The 20,111-nt window shown below is 66.6% G+C and carries 14 protein-coding genes; 2 read left to right on the top strand and 12 right to left on the bottom strand.

The window, feature by feature from the left end; translation table 11 throughout:
* Positions 1–37 precede the first annotated feature (37 nt).
* Positions 38–1,303, bottom strand: a complete 1,266-nt coding sequence (locus BRAD285_RS01410) for an integrase arm-type DNA-binding domain-containing protein (protein ID WP_006610172.1) — start codon at positions 1,301–1,303, stop codon at positions 38–40.
* 316 nt (positions 1,304–1,619) lie between these two features.
* On the opposite strand from BRAD285_RS01410, the gene hisC reads away from it, so the two are divergent.
* Positions 1,620–2,693 carry a histidinol-phosphate transaminase gene (gene hisC, locus BRAD285_RS01415; RefSeq protein ID WP_006610173.1) on the top strand — a complete coding sequence of 358 codons (1,074 nt, stop codon included), beginning with the start codon at positions 1,620–1,622 and terminating at the stop codon, positions 2,691–2,693.
* A gap of 248 nt (positions 2,694–2,941) precedes the next feature.
* Here hisC and BRAD285_RS01420 read toward each other — a convergent pair whose 3' ends face one another.
* The 10 genes from BRAD285_RS01420 to BRAD285_RS01465 all read right to left on the bottom strand — a co-directional run bounded on the left by BRAD285_RS01420 (position 2,942) and on the right by BRAD285_RS01465 (position 17,041).
* Entirely contained in the window at positions 2,942–3,766 is an 825-nt protein-coding gene (locus BRAD285_RS01420) for an NAD(+)--dinitrogen-reductase ADP-D-ribosyltransferase (protein WP_006610174.1), read from the bottom strand.
* A 59-nt stretch (positions 3,767–3,825) separates the two neighbouring features.
* Positions 3,826–4,641, bottom strand: a complete 816-nt coding sequence (locus tag BRAD285_RS01425; RefSeq protein ID WP_006610175.1) for a TIGR04222 domain-containing membrane protein — start codon at positions 4,639–4,641, stop codon at positions 3,826–3,828.
* A 2-nt stretch (positions 4,642–4,643) separates the two neighbouring features.
* The gene (locus BRAD285_RS01430) at positions 4,644–5,222 is read right to left on the bottom strand and encodes a hypothetical protein (protein WP_006610176.1); all 579 of its coding nucleotides are present in this window, start codon (positions 5,220–5,222) and stop codon (positions 4,644–4,646) included.
* A gap of 71 nt (positions 5,223–5,293) precedes the next feature.
* Complete coding sequence (locus tag BRAD285_RS01435; RefSeq protein WP_083846332.1) at positions 5,294–6,376, bottom strand: M48 family metallopeptidase; 1,083 nt, start codon at positions 6,374–6,376, stop codon at positions 5,294–5,296.
* 268 nt (positions 6,377–6,644) lie between these two features.
* Entirely contained in the window at positions 6,645–9,296 is a 2,652-nt protein-coding gene (locus tag BRAD285_RS01440) for an autotransporter domain-containing protein (protein ID WP_371507482.1), read from the bottom strand.
* A 226-nt stretch (positions 9,297–9,522) separates the two neighbouring features.
* A complete protein-coding gene (locus BRAD285_RS01445) occupies positions 9,523–10,707 on the bottom strand; it encodes a VWA domain-containing protein (RefSeq protein ID WP_006610179.1) in 1,185 nt (394 codons plus the stop codon).
* Entirely contained in the window at positions 10,704–13,079 is a 2,376-nt protein-coding gene (locus tag BRAD285_RS01450; protein WP_006610180.1) for a DUF5682 family protein, read from the bottom strand. Before BRAD285_RS01450 ends, BRAD285_RS01445 begins: the two co-directional genes overlap by 4 nt.
* Before the next feature lies 1 nt (position 13,080).
* The gene (locus BRAD285_RS01455; RefSeq protein ID WP_035644984.1) at positions 13,081–14,184 is read right to left on the bottom strand and encodes an AAA family ATPase; all 1,104 of its coding nucleotides are present in this window, start codon (positions 14,182–14,184) and stop codon (positions 13,081–13,083) included.
* Positions 14,185–14,213: 29 nt separating this feature from the next.
* Positions 14,214–15,608 (bottom strand): DUF5691 domain-containing protein, encoded by a 1,395-nt coding sequence (locus BRAD285_RS01460; protein ID WP_006610182.1) that lies wholly within the window; start codon positions 15,606–15,608, stop codon positions 14,214–14,216.
* Between the two features lie 2 nt (positions 15,609–15,610).
* A complete protein-coding gene (locus tag BRAD285_RS01465; RefSeq protein ID WP_006610183.1) occupies positions 15,611–17,041 on the bottom strand; it encodes an SWIM zinc finger family protein in 1,431 nt (476 codons plus the stop codon).
* A gap of 878 nt (positions 17,042–17,919) precedes the next feature.
* Between BRAD285_RS01465 and BRAD285_RS01470 the strand changes: the two genes are divergently transcribed.
* Positions 17,920–18,243: a hypothetical protein gene (locus BRAD285_RS01470; RefSeq protein WP_006610184.1), complete on the top strand. Its 324-nt coding sequence runs from the start codon at positions 17,920–17,922 to the stop codon at positions 18,241–18,243.
* Between the two features lie 87 nt (positions 18,244–18,330).
* Here the strand turns inward: BRAD285_RS01470 and BRAD285_RS01475 are convergent, their stop codons facing one another.
* Positions 18,331–19,890, bottom strand: a complete 1,560-nt coding sequence (locus BRAD285_RS01475; RefSeq protein ID WP_035644987.1) for a glycosyltransferase family 39 protein — start codon at positions 19,888–19,890, stop codon at positions 18,331–18,333.
* Positions 19,891–20,111: the final 221 nt, after the last annotated feature.

Genomic DNA, 20,111 nt, shown 5'->3' on the forward strand with positions numbered 1-20,111 from the left:
GGTCAGCTGTTGAATGGCAAAAATTTGCGGCGTTGGATTAAAGCCACTGAGGAATACTATTGCTATCCGTATTCACTGCCGCAAACACGGCACTGCTTATCGCCTGCTGTTGGCGCCGGAGGTGATCTCCCAACAGCCTAGGGCGCGTAATGTAGCCAGCGTTTACGCCAGGAATTGCGTGGTTCATCAGCAGCTTTGCGTCGAACTCCGACACGCCTGCCGCGGCTGCTATCGTGCGGAAGCTTTGTCGCAGATCGTTACCCCATTTCGACAGTATGGCCCGATTTTCTTTCTGCTCAACGATATGCCCCGATCCGCTGTCGGCAGGGAATATCCATCGGCGTGCCTGAGAGGGGTACATCTGATGTCCGGAGCGAATGACTCGGATCAGGCAGCGGATCATTTCGCGAGATAGGGGAATATCGAAAGCTCGCTTCGAGCCGCCCTTGGGCTTCGGGATGTGCAAGATCCGCCTCTTGAAGTCGATATCGCCGGGAGTTGTTTCCTGCAGTGCGGTCGGCCGACATCCCGAAAGTAGCGTGAAGAGATGGAATTCTCGACGGATCGGATTGTCCAGGGCGGACAGTTCGGCAAACCAGGCCTTTAGGTCACCTGGTCCCATGCCAGTGTCGCGTCGCTTCTCTCCATTCCAGTCGATCGCCCCAACGGGATTATCTGGCGGCAAGGTCTTATTGGCTTTGCGTGCGTGGGCATAGATGGCTCGGAGAGTCCGCATGCTGCCATTCGCGATATAGGGTCCGTTCTCCTTGGTGATTTCATCATGCCTCTCGACCACCTTTGCCGGGTGGCGGCCCAGATCCTCCAATGGCGTCTCGAGCCACTTGGCGAAGATCCGCTCCACGTGATCCCGATAGCTCTCGATCGTGCGCTCGCTGCGGCCTTTTCGGATCATGTGGGCGTCGCGATATCGCTCCCAAGCTTGCCTCAGCGTGATGCCGCCGGACTGGTGCGCCGTCGTGCCGTCACCGCCGCCCGCGATGCGATTCGGTTTCGATCCGGGCTTGGGGTGCTGGCCCCGGCTGATCTGAGCAAGATATTCCTTGGCAGTCGCGCGGGCCGTCCTTGTCGAAAGCTCTTTGACGTCGCCGATTGCGACCCGGACGGACGTTGCTCGCTTGCCGTCTTCGCGAAGGTCGCCTTGGACGGTGAAGGTTCGTTTCCGCTTTCCGACGACGACGAAGAAGCCCTTCAGTTCGGTATCGCGAGCCAAATACCACCCCTCGTTCGGGGTCGGCAGGCGGGCGATTTCCTTGTCGGTCAGCAGGAGGCGGACATCGGCCATCGGAGCGCTCCAAAACTCGAACGGTTTTTCAAACGGTTTTGGCAAATCGGGGAGTTCGACGGTTCGACCCCGACGTTGTGCGAGGATGTACGATAAATGTCTCGAAATTAAGGACTTTTTCGTCTATCGTTGCGCTGTGGCGTACAGTCGGATAGCGTGGCGAAGCGATGTTTTTGAACTACGAATCTGAGGGTCGGACGTTCGAATCGTTCCGGGCGCGCCATTTGCCGATGAAACTCTCCCCATCGCATCCGTACCTTCCGGGCCGCTCGGCGCTACGTCGGGCGCCGACGCTCGTGTCCGCTGGAGAACAGTCGTGAGTCGTTTCTGGTCAGAGCTGGCCCGCGGGCTGTCGCCTTACGTGCCCGGCGAGCAGCCGCAGATTCCGGGCCTCGTCAAGCTCAACACCAATGAGAGTCCGTTCGGACCGTCGCCCAAGGCAATCGAGGCCATCCGGGCGGCGGCGTCCGACGCGCTGCGCCTCTATCCCGATCCGCAGGCCACCCGCCTGCGCGAGGTCCTGGCCGACTATCACAAGGTCTCGCCCGCGCAGGTGTTCGTCGGCAACGGCTCCGACGAGGTGCTCGCGCACACCTTTGCCGCGCTGTTGAAGCAGCCGGCGCCCTTGCTGTTTCCCGACGTGACCTACAGCTTCTATCCGGTCTATTGCCGGCTGCTCGGGATCGACGCCACCACCGTTCCGCTCGATGCCGAGATGCGCGTGCGCATCGACGACTATCTCGATCGGCCGGGCCCGGTGATCATCGCCAATCCGAATGCGCCGACCGGCATCGCGCTGCCGCTCCAGGAGATCGCGCGACTCGCTGCGGCGCGCAGCGACACGGCGGTCGTGATCGACGAGGCCTATGTCGATTTCGGCGCGGAGACGGCCATCCCCCTCATCGCCGAGCATCCCAATCTGCTGGTGGTGCAGACGATGTCCAAGTCGCGCGCGCTGGCTGGCCTGCGCGTCGGCTATGCCATCGGCGATGCCGACCTGATCGGGGGCCTGACGCGGGTGAAGGACAGCTTCAACTCCTATCCGCTCGGCCGCCCCGCCCAGGCCGGCGCGATCGCCTCGATCGAGGACGAGGCGCATTTCCAGCAGACCCGCACGGCCATCATGCAGAACCGTGCCGACCTCACCACCGCGCTGATCCGGCTCGGCTTCGAGGTGCTGCCGTCGAGCGCCAATTTCGTCTTCGCGCGCCACCCTGACCATTCAGGCCAGGCACTCTCCGCTGCCTTGCGCGAACGTGCGGTGCTCGTCCGCCACTTCACCGCGCCACGCATCGCGGACTATCTGCGCATCACGATCGGCTCGGCGGCGGAGCTGGCGCGGCTGACCGATGCCTTGGGCGAGATCCTGGCGAGCGCTCGGGCGGTCTGATCGCCGTCCACAAGAGCGCCTTGCTGCGAGCGCACGACGCGCTGTTGCTTCGGCTTGCGAAACGGCAGCAGGACGCTCCGCACCATCAGTGCAATCAGCCCGCCCAGGAACATCGTCAAGGAGACGTCACGCCACACCGGGCCGGTCTCCAGCTGATGTGTGGCGTCGAGCGCATGGCGGATGGCAAAGCCGAGACAGGCCGAGAGAGCGCGCTCGCCCACATCAGGCGTGCACAGGCTGGAGCCCGCTCACACATAGTCCATGCTCACGCGCGTGTCGCCGCCAATGACGAGATATTCGCCTTCGCCCTTCAGTGCGTGTGACGCCAAAAGAGTGTTGAAGAACACGACCTTGCTCACGGGAATTCGTGCGGTGAGGATCATGTCGCCGAAGCAGCCCGCGGTGTCGCGGTCGGTGGAGAACGAGACGACATTGTTGAGCCGGATCACTGCCTCCCGCCGCGTCGTCCGCTCCACGATCCAATGTTCGTCGAACGAGTTGATGCCGCGATAGAGCGTCAGATGGGTGTCGTCCGGGAAGGCGAAGCGACGGATCGCCCATTGGCAGAACTCGAACAGGATGTCGAGCTGCACCCAGATCGCGTTGTTGTGGAAGCGGCTCGACATCTTCTCTTCGACATAGTTGGTCCATGCCCGGCTTGCCACGCGCTCGATGATCTGCTTGTGGTAGGACGGACCGAGGCCGAACCGGCTCTCGACCCAGCCTTTGAGCACCGCGCCCTCAGGGCCGTTGCTGTCGAAGCCCCAGCCCTGGATCAGCCGCAGGAACGAGGAACGGAAGCGCCGCTGCCCCCGGTATGCTGCTGCGCGCTGCTCCGGATCGAGGCCGAACATCGCCATCATGTAGCTGGAGAACGCCTGGCCGGCCTCGGTCAGGTCCTCTGCCTGATCGAGCATCGTGAACAGGCTGGGGTTCATCTCGGTGACACCCCAGATGTGCAGCGGCACTGCGCTGTCGTTGAAGGCGCAACTTGCCAGCCACTCGGAGGGGCGTCCCACCAGATTGGTCGAATGGCCGATGCCGCGGCGTGTGACGTCGCTCATGCCGCGCATGATGCCGCTTCGAGCGATGTTAGGAAAGGCTTTACGTATACCGGCGGTGAGCGACTGTATCAGCTGCAGCCGCCGCAACCGCCTCCGCCACCACCTCCGCAACCGCCTCCGCCGCAACCACCGCCGCTGCTGCTGAGCGCCTTGGACGTTGCCAGCACCGAGGCATAGGCGGTGCCGGACAGCACGCTCGCCCCCGTGAGTGCAACTGCGAGCAGCAATTCGTGCTCGCGCGGCGCGCGGGCGGCGCGCGCATGCGTCGCCTGATAGCTCCGCAGCACTTCGTTGCCGGCGTGGGTCCGTGTTGGGGCCCGGGCGAGCACGGCCGCGCCCAGTACGGTGGCAAAGATCAGCATCATCAGAAAGCCGACGTCGTGATGCCGCGAAGTACCGACGAGGACCTTGATGAGTCCGAACAGGACGAGTGCGCCGACGAACGGCAACACGGACTTGCGGAATGCCGTCATCTGGCTGGTGGTCGGTGCATAGCCGAGCGCCTCGAGCCGCGCCTGAATGCGGGCCGTGAGCGGCGCCAGCGCCTCCTGAAATTCCTGCCGTGTCATCTCCGGGCGGAGCGCAAGCTTCGGCGGACGATCCAGCAGCATTGCGAGCGGCGCCTGGTCCGTCACCGTGTGATCGCGCGCCGTGAACGTCGCTGCATTGTTCGCAGCGAAGCCGAGCAGAACGGTATCGCCGAGGCGTGCTGTGCCGCCGGCGAGATAAGCCAGCTCGAGCTCGTTCAAGGGCGGCTGAGGCGTGGCCGCGGTCGGGCCGATCGTGCCGCGCAGAACAAAGCCCTTGAGAAACACGATGGCGCCGAGAACGATGTAGACGAGTAGGAATGGGCCGGCCGTCCAGTCGAACGGATTAAGCGCCATCATCATCTCCTGAATAGCCGCCGCAGCCATGCGCGGGGCCGCGGCAGGATGAACCAATGATTGCGATCGGTGACGTGATAGCGCGGGCCGGCGAAACGGATGTGTGTCGCCGGCCACAGATCGGGGGTGGGCGGCCCGAAGAAGCGTTCGTGCAGCGCCAGCGTCGCGGCATATTGCCGGCGATAGGTTGTCTGCGCGTCCGGGCCGCCGGGTGTCGGATCATGATGCAGCGGGGCCTGCAGCCGTTCGCCGCACCAGATCGTCCAATAGTCGCGCGAGTAGATCAGATGCTGGTGCCAGACCTCGTCGACCACCTCGCTCGGCGTCACCGGGGTCGGCGAGACCATCGCAAGGAAGCAGAAGCGACGGTAGGCCTCGATGGCAGCACGAGCCTCGTCGAGGCTCCAGCCGTGATCGCGGGCCAGACGTTGTGTGAAGTTGAACGGCGTGGCCGGCTCGAAATCATGCGCGGCGATGCGCCGCCACAAATCCTGCCGCGCAGGCGTCCAGTCCGGCTCGTTGGCCTGGACATCGACCTTGAGCTGCGCGCGCTGTACCGACGGGTCTCGGAGATCGTGCACGAATGGACCATAGCACGGGCGCGCGCCGAGTTCCAAGGAGAGGCAGGCGCCGCCAGCAGATATGTTGAACGTCAGCCTCCAAGGCGGACCCTGATCTGTGCCGATTTGCACCACGCGGCATCGAGCCGGGCCGACAGCTCGCGTGCGGTATCCGGCGACAGCAGTCGTCCGATGGCCGGCGCCTCGATCGGATCGACCGCGGGGAGCGCCGTATAGCCGAGATTGGCAAGGCTCGCGCGAAGCGGCGGGTGGGTCGAGTCAGGGTTCTCGATGGGCTCCTCTTCCATCGTCTTGGCCGCGGCAGCGGTGAGCGCATCATGGTCGCGTATCTCGCCCAGATGGGTCGATATCCGCTGCTGCGGCGTGGCCGGCAGGCTGATGGCGCCGAGCATGTCGCTCTCCAGAGGAGCGAACACCAGATCGCGCAGCCGCGCCACGCCGCCGGCGATCAACACCAGGGATCGCGCCATTTCGGGTTGTCCCATCAGCGTGGCTGCGCGCCGGTCGGCGGCCAGCTCATTCTGACGCGAGAGGGCGAGATACTCCTTGTTGACCCATCCAAGCACCGCACGCAGCAGCCATGCTGCGATCCGGCCGGTGATCGTGCGATCAGGGTTCGCGTAATGGAGAACGTTCTCGCAGGCGCGCAGAAAGTCGAACAGATTGCCGGCCCCGGTGATGTGACGCAGCTCGGCATGGGCGACCTCATGGGCGATGGTGGCACGGACGGCGCGCTCGTCGAGGATCATCAGCAGCGGAAGTCCGACAGTCATGGTGACGTGCTGGCCGAAAAGGCCGGCATAGCCGCGCGCTTCGCTGATCGACGCATTGAACTCTGCATCGAACCGCAAGGTGCGCTTCGGCTTGGCAAAAGCCGGATCGAGCTCCCGCCAGATCCGCCAGAGCGCAGGCGCGGAGGCTTCGTCCAAGACGTTGCTCCGGTCGCGCCGAACCGGGACGAACAGAATTCCAAGCGCCAGCGCAACGGCGGCCGCGATCACGCAGAACATGACCGGCGCCGTGACGAGCGCGACCCGCGTGTAGTCGTCGAGCAGCATCAGCCAGGCAACGAGCAGTCCCCCGGCCAGCGCGACGACCGGCAGAACCGCGTAGCGCCCGAGTTGGAGGATGCAGGTGAGGACCAGACGCTTCATCGGCTCCCTGCGCAATCGGACAAACGGACGTCTCCCGCCTCAACTGATGCATCGCGGACCATCTGTGCATCGCGGTCGGCTCGCAGCCCGAGCTGGCGCGCTTGACTGCGCTGTGCGAGGTGCTGGCGCAGAATGGCTGAGACTGTCTGCGCCACCAGTGGGACCGCGTCAGCGACCTCCGGGCGACAGCCGCTCGATCAACGCAACGAGCTGCCGCCTTGCGCCGGGTCCGACAGACCAATCGCGTGCGAGCCCTTGATCATCGGACTCACCAGGCGTAACGCACGACGCCCTTGCCGGCGTAGGAACGCGTGACGTTCGAAAATTCACCCTCGAAGGTCGCAGCTGCCGCCCATCCGTTCGTCCACTTCATCTCGGCGGATGCGGTCGTCAGCGCGGATTCGCTGGCCTGCGCCGCGCCGTTGACGACGAAGCTCGCTGCCGGCAGCGCCTGGAAGGTCGCTGCGACCGCGCGGTTTGGATTGAAGTCGTGCGCCCACGCCGCGCGGCCGCGCAGGGTCAGCACGGCGTCCTGCAGGGCATAGGATTTGTCGCTGCGCAGGCCGATCTCGGTGCGCGTGTCGGTCGATGTCCGGGCTGCATAAGCGAGCGCAAAGGCGCCGCTGCCGGAGACCGCGCGCTCGCTATAGCCCGGCAGATCCAGGGCGGTCACCTGCGCCGCGGCATAAGGCGTGAAGCCGATGCCGCCGATCCAGGGCGCGACGAAGCGGGTGCCGGCTTCGACACGACCTGAATAGGCATTGGCGTTGAACGCGGCGCCCAGATGATCGATACCGGCAGCGGTCACGATGCGGTCGGTCGTGACCGCCTGCCAGCCATAGGCGAGCGACGCCGCGACATAGGCCGGGCCTTGCACATGACGCAGATAGGCGCCCGCCTGGAACAGGTCGGAGCGGCCCCAACCCTGGCCGGAGACGTTGAAGTTGGTGCCACCGCCCGCCAGCGCGAAGCCGGCAAGCGTGTTCGGAGACATCTGATAGTCGGCGCCGACGGCCGTGCCGTACAGGTTGCTGGTCGTGTTGGTCGAGCCGGCGGCCGCATTGCCGTCGGTGGTCTGAGAGCCGCCGAAGCCAGCGGCCCACATGCTCCAGCGTGAGGCGAACGGGGCCGCCGGCGCCTTGGTGGCCATCGCGAATGGGTCGCCGCGCCGGCGTGCCGCATAGGCGCTGGCGCGATCGTCTTCCTCGGCATAACCCGTCGCCGCGCCTGGAGCGCCCGTCGGGCCGCCGCGCTGCGCCGGATCGGTCAGCAGGCCCATGAACTGCCCCATCGCGCTGAACGTCGTCTGCTGTGGCGACGTGCCGAGCTGGCCGGCGACCTGGGTCAGGCCGGCTGGCGTCAGCGACGCGTAGGCGGCGGAAATGCCGCCGGCGGTGTTGAAGGCGTTCGTCAGCGCGTCACCGGCAGCGCGCTGATTGCCGTTCAGACCGGCGATGCCGGCATAGCCCAGCGCGACGTTTAGATAGACGTTGTTGGCGTCATAGCTGAGCGACCTCGTCAGCGTCGTCGAGTTCGTGGCGACGATCGGGGCGAAGCTGCCGGACACGCCGCCGCTCGCGGTGAGGATGGTGTAGGTCTTGGCGACATAGTTCCCCGATGCGAAGGCGACGCTCACGGTGGCGCCGCCGAGGCTTGCGGTGCCGCTGACATTTGTCGTGGACGCGGTCGTGGGCGAGACCTGCACCAGATAGATCGCCCCGGATTGGAAGGCGAGGTTGCCGGAGACGCCGAGCGAGCTGCCGGCGGTGCCGTTGCCGGGCGCCAGCGCGCCGCCGCTTGCAACCGTCGTGCGGCCGATCGTGCCGGTGCCGCTGAGGCTGCCCCCGGTGTTCACGGTCAGGCTGCCGGCGGACGCGAAGTTGCCGTCGACGCGCAAGGTGCCGGCATTGACGTTGACGGCGCCGGTGTAGGTGCTGGTGCCGGTCAGGGTCCAGGTCGAGTCCCCGACCTTGTTGAAGGTGGAGAAGTCACGATACTGCGCGGCCGGTCCGAGCTGCGAGATGTCGAAGCTGGCGCTGCCGCTGCCGCCGAGCTGCAGCGTGTTGTTGAGGCTGCCGCCGACGAGGCCGTTGATGACGGATCCCGGCAGGAGCGTCAGCGTGTTGCCGGGGCCAAAGAAGCTGATCCCGCCGTTGATCGTCCCGGCGTTGACGATCTGAGAGCCGGAGCCGGAGATGCCATAGGCGGCGCCGCTGATCGTGCCGTCATTGTAGATCAGAGAGTTGCTGCCGAGGGCGACACCGCCCCCTGAGCTGCTGCTGATCGTGCCCGAATTGAGAATTGCGAGAACACCGTAGCCGCCGCCGATGCCCAGATTTGTCCCGGTGATGAGGCCGCCCGCGAGGTTCGTGATGGTGCCCGAGCCGAATGGGCTGAGGAAGCCCGCCGCGCCGGAGATGGTGCCGGAATTGACGATGATGAAGGAAGAGTAGGCTTCGATCGCGTTGTTGTGTCCGGTGATGGTGGCGCCGGCTGCGTTCGAGATGGCGAGATCATAGCCCTGCACACCGTTCAAGCCGATGCCGGTGATGGCGCCTGCATTGATGATGCTGCCGTCGTGGATGTTCAGCCCGGCATTCGCGCCGGTCACCGTGGCTCCCGAGGCGATATTGACCGCGACCCCTCTCTCGGATCCGGTGCCGTAGCCGAAGGTGCTGCCGCTCGTTCCGGGCGCGCCCCCGCCCTGGTTCGCGGTCGTGCCGGAGCAGGACGCAGTGACGTTGTCGGCGGCGGCCGGCGTACAGTCGGCGTTGGCCGCATTGGTGCCGAGCGCCAGCACTGCAAGCCCGAGCGCTAGCGCCGAAACGGTGCTCTCATAAGGAAGCCGCCGGCGCTGCGGGGTGGGCTCGCGCAATGCACAGACGTCCCGATTGAGCTGCAATCCCATCCTCATTCCCATCACCCGCTACGCAACGTCAACGGTGTTCCCCTGAGGGAACCTATCATCTGAAACATGGCGTGCGATGGGAAACGTTGGGACATGATGAGAGATCGATCATCTGTGGCCGACCTGCTACATCGAGGTGTGATCTATCAAACTACTCGCGTTGGTGGTGATCGGCGGCGCCGCGGGCGAGCGTAGGCTGCTTAGAGATGATCGCTGATCCTCTCACTGTGCCGGCGCTCTAATCCCCGCCATCCTCCGGTCGCACCAGCTTGATGTCCTGCGCGGCGGCCCAGGACCAGATGTCCTGGCGCTTCAGCGCGGTGGCCATCAGCTCGGGAAACTGGTGCGGTGTGCAGGCGAACACCGGGCAGCCGAGCGAGGCGATGATTGCGGCGTGCCTGGCGTCGTAGGCGGGGCGGCCGTCGTCGTTGAGCGCGAGCAGCACGATCAGGTTGACACCGGAGGAGACCAGCGCCTTGGCGCGCGCCAGCATCTGCTCGGCGATGCCGCCTTCGATCAGGTCGCTGATCAGAACCATGTGCGTCCGTGTCGGCTCGTGCACAAGACGCTCGCAATAGGCCAGCGCCTGGTTGATGTCGGTGCCGCCGCCGAGCTGCACAGAGAACAGCACCTCGACGGGGTCAGCGAGCTCCTCGGTGAGATCGATGATGCTGGTGTCGAACACGACGAGCTTCATCGCGATCGCCGGGATCGACGCCAGCACCGCGGCGAAGATCGAGGAGTAGACCACGGAGGTCCCCATGGAGCCCGATTGGTCGACGCAGAGGATGACCTCCTCCAGATTGGTCCGCCGCGCCGCGCGGGCGTGACCGACCAGCGTCTCCGGCACGATGGTGCGATGCTCGGCCTGCCAGTGCCGCAGGTTCTTTCCGATCGTGCGCGGCCAGTCGATGTCACCAGCGCGCGGCCGCCTTGTGCGGCGGCGGCGGTCGACTGCGCCGCGGATGGTCTCGGTGGTGCGGGCGTCGAGCTTCTCCATCAGGTCCTTGACGACCTTCGCCACCACCTCGCGCGCCGTCGCCTTGGTCTTCTCCGGCATCACCGAGCGCAGTGCCATCAGATCGGCGACGAGATGCACGTCGGCTTCGAGCGCTGCGAGAAATTCCGGCTGCAGCAGCATCTCCTTCAGCCCGAGCCGCTCGAACGCATCCTTCTGGATCACCTGCACGACCGGCGCCGGAAAGAACTCCCTGATGTCGCCGAGCCAGCTCGCCACCCGTGGCGCCGAGCCGCCGAGCCCGCCACGGCGTCCGCCGCCGCGCTTGCCGCCTGAGCCGGCGTCATAGAGCCCGGCGAGCGCGGCATCGAGCCTGCGGTCGCGATCCGACAGGCCGGCCTGATCGTCGCCGCCGAGCACGAGGCGCCAGCGGCGATTGCGCTCGGCGTCAGCATCATCGCTCATCGCTTGGCATCCTTCATCGGCCGGTCTGCGCCGAGGATCGTCAGAAGCAGCGGCAGCGCGGCCTCGAAATCGGCAGTTCCGGCAGGCAGCGGCGTCAGCGGCTGCAAGGGCGCGACCTCGGTCGTCGTCGCCACAGCCAGCGGACGCTGTTTCGCGAGCTCATCGAGCAGCCGCCGTCGCTCGTTGCGATCGAAGCTCGAGAAAGCGCGGCGCATCACAGGCAGCAGATTGTTGAACGCCTCGTCATCGATCGCCGCGAGCCAGCCGTCGATGATCCGGCGCAGCGCGTGGTCGTGCAGCAGCACCTGGCCGCTCTGGCCGAGAAAGCCGTCGAGCCAGTCGCCGGCCTGCAAGGTCGGCACGCTGTGCGAGAGTGCGCGCGACAGAGCGAGCGCCGTCTGCTCCGGCGAGACCACGCCGTGATCATAGAGCGCGCGGCTCGCGAGTCCCTTCAACAGGGGATGCGCCGCCGCATCATTGGCGACGGATGCCAGCGCGCGCCGCCATCCCTCGCGCAGGCCGGCATCCTCGATCAGCCCGATCGCAGCGTCGAGCCGCGCCAGCCTGCCCCGCAGATCGGCCGCGACATCAGCCTGCAGGTTGCGGCAGGCATAGACGAGCCCGGCGCAGATCGCCTCGACCAGGCTGATCACCAGCAGCCGCAGCGCCTCGGTCGGCAGCTCGCGCGCCGTGCCATAGCGCAGGATCTCGGCCAGCGGCGGCACGGCCTCGGTAAGATTCGTGACGTCGCTGGTGGCCGCCGAGCGCTGCTGCAGCAGCGCGATCGTGGTCTCGGCGGCCTCGCTCAGGCCGGCTTCGAGACAGCCGCGCACGATGGCGGCGACCATGTTCAGCGACGTCGCCGTCTGCGCGTTGCTGACCGCGGCATTGCCCGCGGCCTGCGCGACCGTCGTGCCGTGCACCAGCGCCTCGACCAGGCGCACCGAGAATTCCGGCTCCCAGCGCAGCCGCCAGTTCTCACGAAAGGTGCCGCGGCTCTGTCCCGATCCTTGCAGCCGTCCCCACGGCACCTGGATCAAAGCGAGGCGATGCAGCAGTTGCGACTTGGCGAGACCCGCCTCGCTGCGCAAATCGAGCGCGACGTCACTGTCCAGCGCCTCGGGCTTGAGCTTCAGCTTGCGCTGCCAGCGCGCGAGATCCGCGGCGAGAGGCATCTGTGGCACGCTGTCGTCGATCTCGCCGACACGTTGCCCGATGATGAGCTGCTGCTCGATCAGGCGAAACAGCGCGGTCTCGCCTTCGCAGAGCGTGGCAAGGCTCGCCTCGCGCATCTCCGCCAGTCCCGGCAGCGCCACGTCGCGCAACGCGGCGAGCGTGATCGCCAGCCGTGACGCCTCGATGACGGACGCCGTCGACGCCGGCCGGCCGTTTCGCCGCAGCAGCTCGGCCACACGCGCCTGCCAGCGCGTCGTGAAGCCGGTGGCATCGAGTGCAGTCGCCTGGTCGTGCTGGAGCCCCTGCCACAGATGCGCGTACCAGCCGGGAGAGATCACCCCGGCGCCATAGCCGGAGGACGCGGCGAGCCGCGTCTCGGTCCACGGCACCCAGGTCGCGGTCACCTTGGTCAGTCCCTTGAGCAGTGCACGATCATCCTTCAGCGCGACCTTCTTGCGCAACGCCGGCACGTGCCAGGCGCCGCAAACCACGGCGACAGGGCCATCCTGCGCGCCCAGCGCGGCCGCGATTTCCAGGCGCATATGCGCCTCGCGGCGCAGCTCGCGCTCCGCTTCGTCCGCAGGCTGATAGGGCAGGGGATCGATCTTCTCGCGCAGCGCGCCGATCGCCGCTTCCAGCGCGGCAAAGATCTCCGGTCCGTGCGTGCCCTGCTCGACGAGCGCATTCCACCAGGTCTCGCTGTCGTCATAGCCGGCCAATGTCGAGAGATAGGCCAGGGGATCGCGCCGGATCTGCGCAAGCTGCGGATCGATCGTCTCAGGCTGATCCGGCGCAGCTGCGCCGGCGTCCTCCGGTGAGGCCTCGCCCGCATCATCCTCTTGCTTCGCCGCTTTGGCCCGTTCGGCGAGCCGATGCGACGCCGGAAGATCGATGAAGCGGACCGGGCGTCCCTTCTCCAGCGCCCAGCGGATCGCCTGCCATTCGGGCGAGAACATCGCGAACGGAAAGAAGCTCGCATTCGCCGCGTCGTCCTGCGCGTGCACCAGCAGCGCGATCGGCGGCACCATCGCTGGCGAGGCGGCGAAACTGATCAGCTCGTCGGCATCCGGCGGCCCTTCGATCAGCACGACCGCGGGATCGGCGGCATCGAGCGCCGTGAGCACCGCGCGTGCCGAGCCCGGCCCGTGATGCCTTATGCCGAGGAGATGCAGGCGATCGGGCTGAGCAGATGCCATGTCACATCACGTCGCGGATGGCGCCGTAGAGATCGGCCCACGGCTTGCGCTCGCGCACGACGGTTTCGAGATATTCCTGCAGCACCACCTTGTCCTGCACCGGGTCCTTGACGATCGCGCCGACCAGATTGGCCGCCATGCTCTGCGCATCGATCTCGCCGGAGCCGAAATGGCCCGCCTCGGCCCAGGCGCCGATCGTCACCGCGATCGCCTCCGCCGTCGATAGCGAGCCGGAGGGTGATTTCAGCTTCAGCCGGCCATCGAGCGTCTGGCCGTCGCGCAACTCGCGGAACACCGTGACGATGCGCATGATCTCCTGATCGGCCGGCGCGATCTTGGGCAACTCCAGGCCGCCGCCGATCTCGCCGACGCGCTTGGTCACGATCTTCACCTCTTCATCGAGGTCCCCCGGCAGCGGCAGCACCACGACGTTGAAGCGCCGCTTGAGCGCCGACGACAATTCGTTGACGCCCTTGTCGCGCGCATTGGCGGTGGCGATCATGTTGAAGCCGCGCGTGGCGTGAATGGAGTCGTTGATCTCCGGGATCGGCATCAGCTTCTCCGACAGCACGGTGATCAGCGTGTCCTGCACGTCCGAGGGCATGCGGGTCAGCTCCTCGAAGCGCACGATCCGCCCCGCCTCCATTGCCCGCATCAGCGGCGTCGCCACCATCGCCTCGCGCGACGGGCCTTTGGCCAGCAGCAGCGCGTAGTTCCAGCCATAACGGATCTGGTTCTCGTCGGTGCCGGCCGTGCATTGCACGATCATCTCGGACGAGCCGGAGATCGCGGCGGCCAGATGCTCCGACACCCACGACTTCGCCGTGCCGGGCACGCCGAGGATCAGGAGCGCGCGGTCGGTCGCGAGCGTCGCCACCGCGGTCTCGATCAGCCGGCGGTTGCCGATATATTTCGGCGAGATCTCGACGCCGGATCTGGTGCGGCCGCCCATCAGATAGGTGACGACCGCCTGCGGCGACAACCGCCACTGCGCCGGCCGCGCGCGGGTGTCCTCCTGCGCCAGCGCCTCGAGCTCATGGGCATGCAGCGCCTCAGCGGAGCGGCGCAGCTGGGCGTCTTGTGAGCTCACATCGGCAGTGGTCATGGGCGTACTCCCGGCATCATGTGGCGCGCTCACGCTGGCAGCGCGAGAACGAGATCGGTGAAATCCTTCGCCGCCCGGCTCGTCGAGAGCGGCAACGCTGCGAGCGAGGCGGTGAACGCGGCGATCGTCGCGGATGGCATCAGCGCGGCCATCAGCACCAGCCGTCCGTCGTCCTTCTGTGCGGCCGGCGTGGTCGCCTCCGCGAGCTCCTGAATGGTCTTCTGCCAGGCGGGCGACGCCAGCACGCGCTCGGCGATCGATGGGGCCAGCGGCTCGCGGGCCTTCGCCGCAAGCGACATCAAGGTGTATCCATTGAGCTGCTCGCCGGCCCCGAGGCGCGCGCCGATGATTCGCATCACCGTGTCGTCGTCGCCCTCGGCTGCGGCTGTGTCCATCAGCAGCATCAGCACGCGATGTTCGCTCGGCGGCAGCGCCGCGATCAGCGCTTCGGGCGGTGCGCCGACGGCTCCTGCGAGCGCGGAGAGCTGCAGGCCGCCGAACAGCCGCTCGCGCAGGGCTTCGGTCTCCTGCCATTTCAGCCCGTCGCTCGGCAGCTTGAAGGTCAGCGTCGCTGCCGAGCCCAGGCCGATCTTGGACAGAAGCGAGCTCGCGCGCTGGAAGCATTGCGCGGCTTCCGCAAGACGCGTCCCGCGTTCGGCACGTTCGGCGATGCGCATCAGCAATTGAGCGCCGAGCTGCTTGACGCTGTCGGCGCGATCGGCGCTGAGGCCCTCCAGGAACGGTCTGTCCTCTTCGCTAAGACCGACCACCAGCGCATCAAGCAGCGCGGCGCGCACCGGTGCGGGCTCGCTCTTCCAGACGGATTCGATCAGCGCGCGGCCTTCGGCTGGATTGTCGCGGCGAATCCCGGCGACGAACGCCCGCCGCTGTGCCCTCGGGAAGGTGGTCCAGGTCTCGGCGGTGATGCGCTCGAAGAACAGGCCCTTCGCGGCGTCCTCGTCGGAGTCTGCGGCGATCAACGCGATAAAGGCGCGTTCGGCGAGGCCCTGGTCGCCGGCTTCCGCCTTGATGTGAGCGGCAAAGTCCGGCAGGTCGAATGGATGCAGCCGGCAGCCGCTGGCATTGATACGGCGCAACGCCAGCGGCAGGACGTTCGACGCGAGCGACTTCTCGACGCTGCGCGCCAAGGCCTTCAATGCGCGCCGCGCAGGCTCCGGCAGGATCGGCCGCGCATCCTCGTGCAGCCGCCGCGCGGCGTCCGGAACGGCATCGGCGACCGGCGCCGGCGTGCCGGCAAAACGCTGCCACTGCGCAGCCAGCGCGAGCAGCGGCAGCGCCGGCTCGCGCTCCCGCGGCAACAACTCGGTGAGGGCGGCCGGCACGGCTAGCGGCTGGCGCGTCAGGCCGAGCAGGAAGGACTGGCGCAGCCGGGCGTGGGTCTGCGGATCGATCGGGTTCGCCATCGTCAATCCTCGTGATGCCAACGTCCGAGCGGCGTGTCGGCGGCGAGCACCTGCGCGATGCGGCCGTCCCACAGGCACAGCATCGACAGGCCGTCGAGACCAAGCAGCGGCATCAACTGATCGGACTGGCCGCGCTCGACCGCGATGGCCCCGCCGCTGGCGTCAGTGATCGCAAGCGCGCCCTTGCCTGCGGTGCGCAGCCCGACATTCGCCAGCAGCAATGGCCAGCGCTCCAGCCATGGCAGCACGCTGAGCGTCGCCGCGTAGTCCTTGAGCGCCGCCGCGAGGCCTGGGAGCGGGTGCGGCCACGACGCGGCGACCCCGGTCTTGCGACTCGCCAAGAGTCCGCGCAACGGTGCGGCTGACGGATAGAACACGATCTCGCCGTCGATCACCTCGCCGGGTGTGAACGGAAAGCCGGTGCCGCCGCCGGACACCGGTACGAAGTCGATCAGCACAGCGGCGCGGGGCTGGCTGACATCGTCGCGTGCGTTGACGAGCCAGGTCTCCAGACGTCGCAGCTTGTCGGGTTGTACCTCGGACAGATTGGCGGCGACGATCCAGACGCTGCTTGCGCGCGGCGCCGTGACGTCGGCCAGCAGCTCCTCGCGGCGCACTGACCAACCGACCGCGCGCCTGACATCCTCGCGCAGCGGCGCGGGCAGGCGATCCTGGTGCCGATAGGCTGAGGCGATCAACGTCATCGCGCCCAGCCGCTCGATCGCGAGATCGGCGCGGCGCTCGTCGCCGACGCGAAACAGCTCGGTGCCGAGCGCTTCGAGCCGCGCGGCCAGGCCGCCGGCCTTGGCATCGACGAGACGCGTCGACAGCGTGCGCCCGGCCGCTGCCGCGCGCGTGGCGAAATCGGCGAGGCCCTGATTGAGCTGGTCCGCGATCCAGCGGTCGAGCTCGTCCAGGCCGGCGAGGATCGCGGTCTCGCGTTCGGCCTTGATGCGCTCGCGCTGCGCCTCGGCGCGGGCAGCCGCCTTCGGATCGACCGTGGCCGGCGTCGCAGCTTCGGCCAGCGCCGCATCGAGCGACGGCGCCGCGCTGGTCTCTTCGCCTTCGGTCTTCGGCTTGCCCGGTGCGCGGCCGCTGCTGCCGCGCCGCCGTGCGCTCCAGTCCTCGACCCATTGCGGCGGGCTCGCGCTCTCGAACCGCTCCGGCTTATCCACGCGCAGCCACAGTACGGCGAGCACATGCTTGCAGGGAAACTTGCGGCTCGGGCAGGTGCATTTGTAGCCGCCGCCATCGGCGGCGGTCACGACCCGGTAGGGCGTCGCGCCGGACCCCTGGCATTCGCCCCACAGCGTCTCGGCGTCAGTGCTGGCGGCCAGCACCGGCCAGCTGGCGGGCTTCACCAGCTTGAGCGCTGCGGCAAGCGAGGCCTGGTCGGGGGCCAGCCCCTCGATCCGTTCGCGTGTCAGAGACACTCACTCTCCCAACCGGTCGATCGCAATGGCGCATTCCCTAAAGCGCGATGAGATCAGGATGAATCGTCATCGCGCTTTAGGTTATTGTTTGCGCATGATCTTTTCGGAAAACCGCTGCGCACTTTTCCGGATCATGCTTTAGCAGATGGCAGGAGAGCCGCACAACAATTCAGGCGGGATGCCGCCGATTCGCCCGGCCGCTACGTTGCACCGAGGAATGAGAGAATCTGGTGGCAACGCGGAGAGCATGTGGCCGGCGAGGGAGGCGCGACAGTGTCCGGCCTGGCATGACCTCCGTTGCGATTATCCAGTTCCCAGTCGGGAAAACCGCCCGCATGTGGCGGGCAAGATATCGCTCAGCGCTGCGAACAGAGCGCGCTCGAATCGATTTCATCCGAGCGACAGTTGCAAGCTTGGCAACTGCGCGCAGGATGTAATGCTGCGGTAAGGCCGGGACTCCATTGTCCTCGCGTCCTTGCGGTTGAAGACGCATCGAATTCGCAAATCCATTTGCGTTGTCGGCATTGATAGTTTGCCGACGGGCAATGTGTGGTTCGGCCGCTAAGACAATGGATCGACGTTGCAGAGCTGAACCGACCTCACAGGGTCGGCTCCGTCCCGACTGCGACGTCTTCCATCATGAGCTGGTGCCGCATGGCTTCGAACGTCGTCGGAATCCAGCGAGCAGGTCGTCCGGGCTGTGACCCCAGCCCCACACACACCCGGGCGACCTGCGATGATGGCGCTTCAGTCCGTTTCATCCCGTCGTCTCCGCATGGTCTAGCTCTTGAGAGAGAGCCGACGCTCTGTGTAAGGATGCGGTAAGCGCCAGCAACGAGTCTCCTCCGCACACCGCTCAGCGAGTGAGGGAGAACGGAATGAAACGAATTGGTGCGCTTCTGCTTGCAGCATCGCTCATCGCGAGCATGACGGCGATGCCGGCCCATGCCGGTGACCGCGGCGCGGCGGTCGCAGCCGGTGTCGTCGGTGGCCTGGCGATCGGAGCTCTGATCGGATCGGCGGCGACGAGCCGCGCCGCTCCCACCTACGTCTACAGCTATGACGACTTCCCGCCGCCGCGCGTCGTTCATCGCCGTTACCGCGCCTACGATTATGACGTGGGCTATGGCGGCGGCTACGACCATGGCTACGCGTCCGGCTACCGCGACGGCTACTCGGACGGGGCGTGGGACGGCTACTGAGACCGACGCCTGACGATTGTGAGAAAGGTCCCGCCGGTGCGGGGCCTTTCTTTTTTGGCCGACCTTGGGGCCTTCGCTTGGCGCCGGTCAGCGGGTGACCAGGAAGGCGACCACGCCGCGCGTCCGCCCCGGCCATCCGAACAGTCGCGATTGCAGGGCGAACGCGTGCCGGGTGGAGTTCCGACCGGCGACGGCAATCGCCTCGGCGGACTCGATGCAATCCTGCTGGTCCTCGAAGCAGAGCAAAACCCAGCCCTCGGGGTTGGTAATGTTTGTTTCGGTGTCCTGCAGGTGGCGCTGTGCGGTCGCGGGCAGGGCGTAATAGGGATGATCCGGGCTGTAGAATGCGGTCGCCAGCGCGAGGCTTTCGGTGCCGCTGACATGCTTGAGGGGCCGTCCCGTCTGCTCGCGCCAGAGGCGGGTCGCTTCCTCCGCGGTCTGCCGATAGAACGTACGGCCTTCTTCATAGCCGTAGCTGTTGCGGTAGTACGCGTGCAGCGGAGCGCCGATCGTGACGGCGGCGAGGGCAATTGTGGCGGTCATCACTGCCATGTTGACGGTGTGGAAGCGCTTGATCTCGTAGCTGGCGCCGCCGACGACCACCACCACGAACAGGAACAATCCCTGCAGCGCCCACAGCGAGGGCAGGTCCGTGCCCATCACCACCGCATTGATCACGGGCAGGGCGACGGTGCCGATCGCGACGTAGAACAGAAGCCGCAGGCCATTGTCCAGCGCGGCCATCTCTGCGCCGACGTGCTTGATCCGGGAGCCGGCCACCACGATCCAGGTCACGGCCGGGACGGCCATCGCCGCCAGCAGGCCGAGCACGAAGAACAGGGAATCCCGCAAGGAGGTCGAGATATCCGACCTCGCATGCGTCATTGCGTGATGAATGGGGGCTCCATCGTTGGCGGCGAGCCAGTCCAGATGTAGCCACAGCGCGGCCAACCCCACTGCCCCCGAAATCCAGGGGGATGCCGAGCCGTAATAGGCCCGCCGCTGCGGATGGGCGAGCGCGGCGAGCGCGAAGCTGATCAGCAGGAAGATCGAATAGTATTTGCCGAGCAGGGTGATCGCGGCCGCGACGCCGGTCGCGACGGACCAGAGCAGGTTGCGCGTTTCGAACGCGCGCAGAAAGCAGTAGGTGGCCAGCGGCCAGGTCGCGAGCTGCACCGAGTTCGCATTGAAGCGCTGTGCATGAAACTGGTAGGCAGGCGTCAGCATCAGCAGCAGCAGCACGATGACCCGCTTGTCGCCGGCCATGAAGCGCCGCGACACCAGGTCGACGAACCACAGCGCCACGGCGGCATTGGTCATCGCCATCAGGTGAAGCGACCAGTCGGACGTGGGAAACAGCGTGGTCCAGGCACCGGCGATCCAGCCCATCAGCGGCGGATGCTTGGCGTAGCCCCAGCCGAAATCCCGTCCGAAGGTCCAGGTCTCCAGGACATCCGGGTGCAGCCCGGCACCGGAATAGGCGATCGAGAGATAGGCCGTCCACATGGCCACGAAGACGGCCAGCAGCAGCGGCACCGCCCAGCCCGCCTCGACGGCGTCCAGCCAGCACAGCAGCGGCCGGCGCCACGTCGCCGGATTCCGGTCCGACCGCTCGGCGGCCGCGGAAAAAGACAGGTCGTAGAACATTCCGGATGGCATCAATGACGGCGCGCTGAATGCTGCGTTCGCCGGGACTCCGCCGGAGGTCGGCCGCCGTGGGGCAGCCGGGTTTGAGCGTCTCTGCAGATCCATGATCCGAGCCGCGATGAACGTCGCGCCATTGCCGCGAATGGAACCGGAGTTGGCTGCCGCACTGTGCGGTCGATCATGCGTCCGGCTTCATGTGATGGAATCCTTGGAGCTTGCTT

Source organism: Bradyrhizobium sp. ORS 285 (assembly GCF_900176205.1).
Classification (GTDB): domain Bacteria; phylum Pseudomonadota; class Alphaproteobacteria; order Rhizobiales; family Xanthobacteraceae; genus Bradyrhizobium.

What these genes read in the sequence shown, in the direction of transcription:
- BRAD285_RS01420 (WP_006610174.1), bottom strand. Translation starts at nt 3,766, where the DNA reads ATGCGCGGCATGAGCGACGTCACACGCCGCGGCATCGGCCATTCGACC.
- BRAD285_RS01475 (WP_035644987.1), bottom strand. Translation starts at nt 19,890, where the DNA reads ATGTTCTACGACCTGTCTTTTTCCGCGGCCGCCGAGCGGTCGGACCGG.
- BRAD285_RS01455 (WP_035644984.1), bottom strand. Translation starts at nt 14,184, where the DNA reads ATGACCACTGCCGATGTGAGCTCACAAGACGCCCAGCTGCGCCGCTCC.
- BRAD285_RS01445 (WP_006610179.1), bottom strand. Translation starts at nt 10,707, where the DNA reads ATGAGCGATGATGCTGACGCCGAGCGCAATCGCCGCTGGCGCCTCGTG.
- BRAD285_RS01425 (WP_006610175.1), bottom strand. Translation starts at nt 4,641, where the DNA reads ATGGCGCTTAATCCGTTCGACTGGACGGCCGGCCCATTCCTACTCGTC.
- BRAD285_RS01450 (WP_006610180.1), bottom strand. Translation starts at nt 13,079, where the DNA reads ATGGCATCTGCTCAGCCCGATCGCCTGCATCTCCTCGGCATAAGGCAT.
- BRAD285_RS01435 (WP_083846332.1), bottom strand. Translation starts at nt 6,376, where the DNA reads ATGAAGCGTCTGGTCCTCACCTGCATCCTCCAACTCGGGCGCTACGCG.
- BRAD285_RS01470 (WP_006610184.1), top strand. Translation starts at nt 17,920, where the DNA reads ATGAAACGAATTGGTGCGCTTCTGCTTGCAGCATCGCTCATCGCGAGC.
- BRAD285_RS01460 (WP_006610182.1), bottom strand. Translation starts at nt 15,608, where the DNA reads ATGGCGAACCCGATCGATCCGCAGACCCACGCCCGGCTGCGCCAGTCC.
- BRAD285_RS01410 (WP_006610172.1), bottom strand. Translation starts at nt 1,303, where the DNA reads ATGGCCGATGTCCGCCTCCTGCTGACCGACAAGGAAATCGCCCGCCTG.
- BRAD285_RS01440 (WP_371507482.1), bottom strand. Translation starts at nt 9,296, where the DNA reads ATGGGAATGAGGATGGGATTGCAGCTCAATCGGGACGTCTGTGCATTG.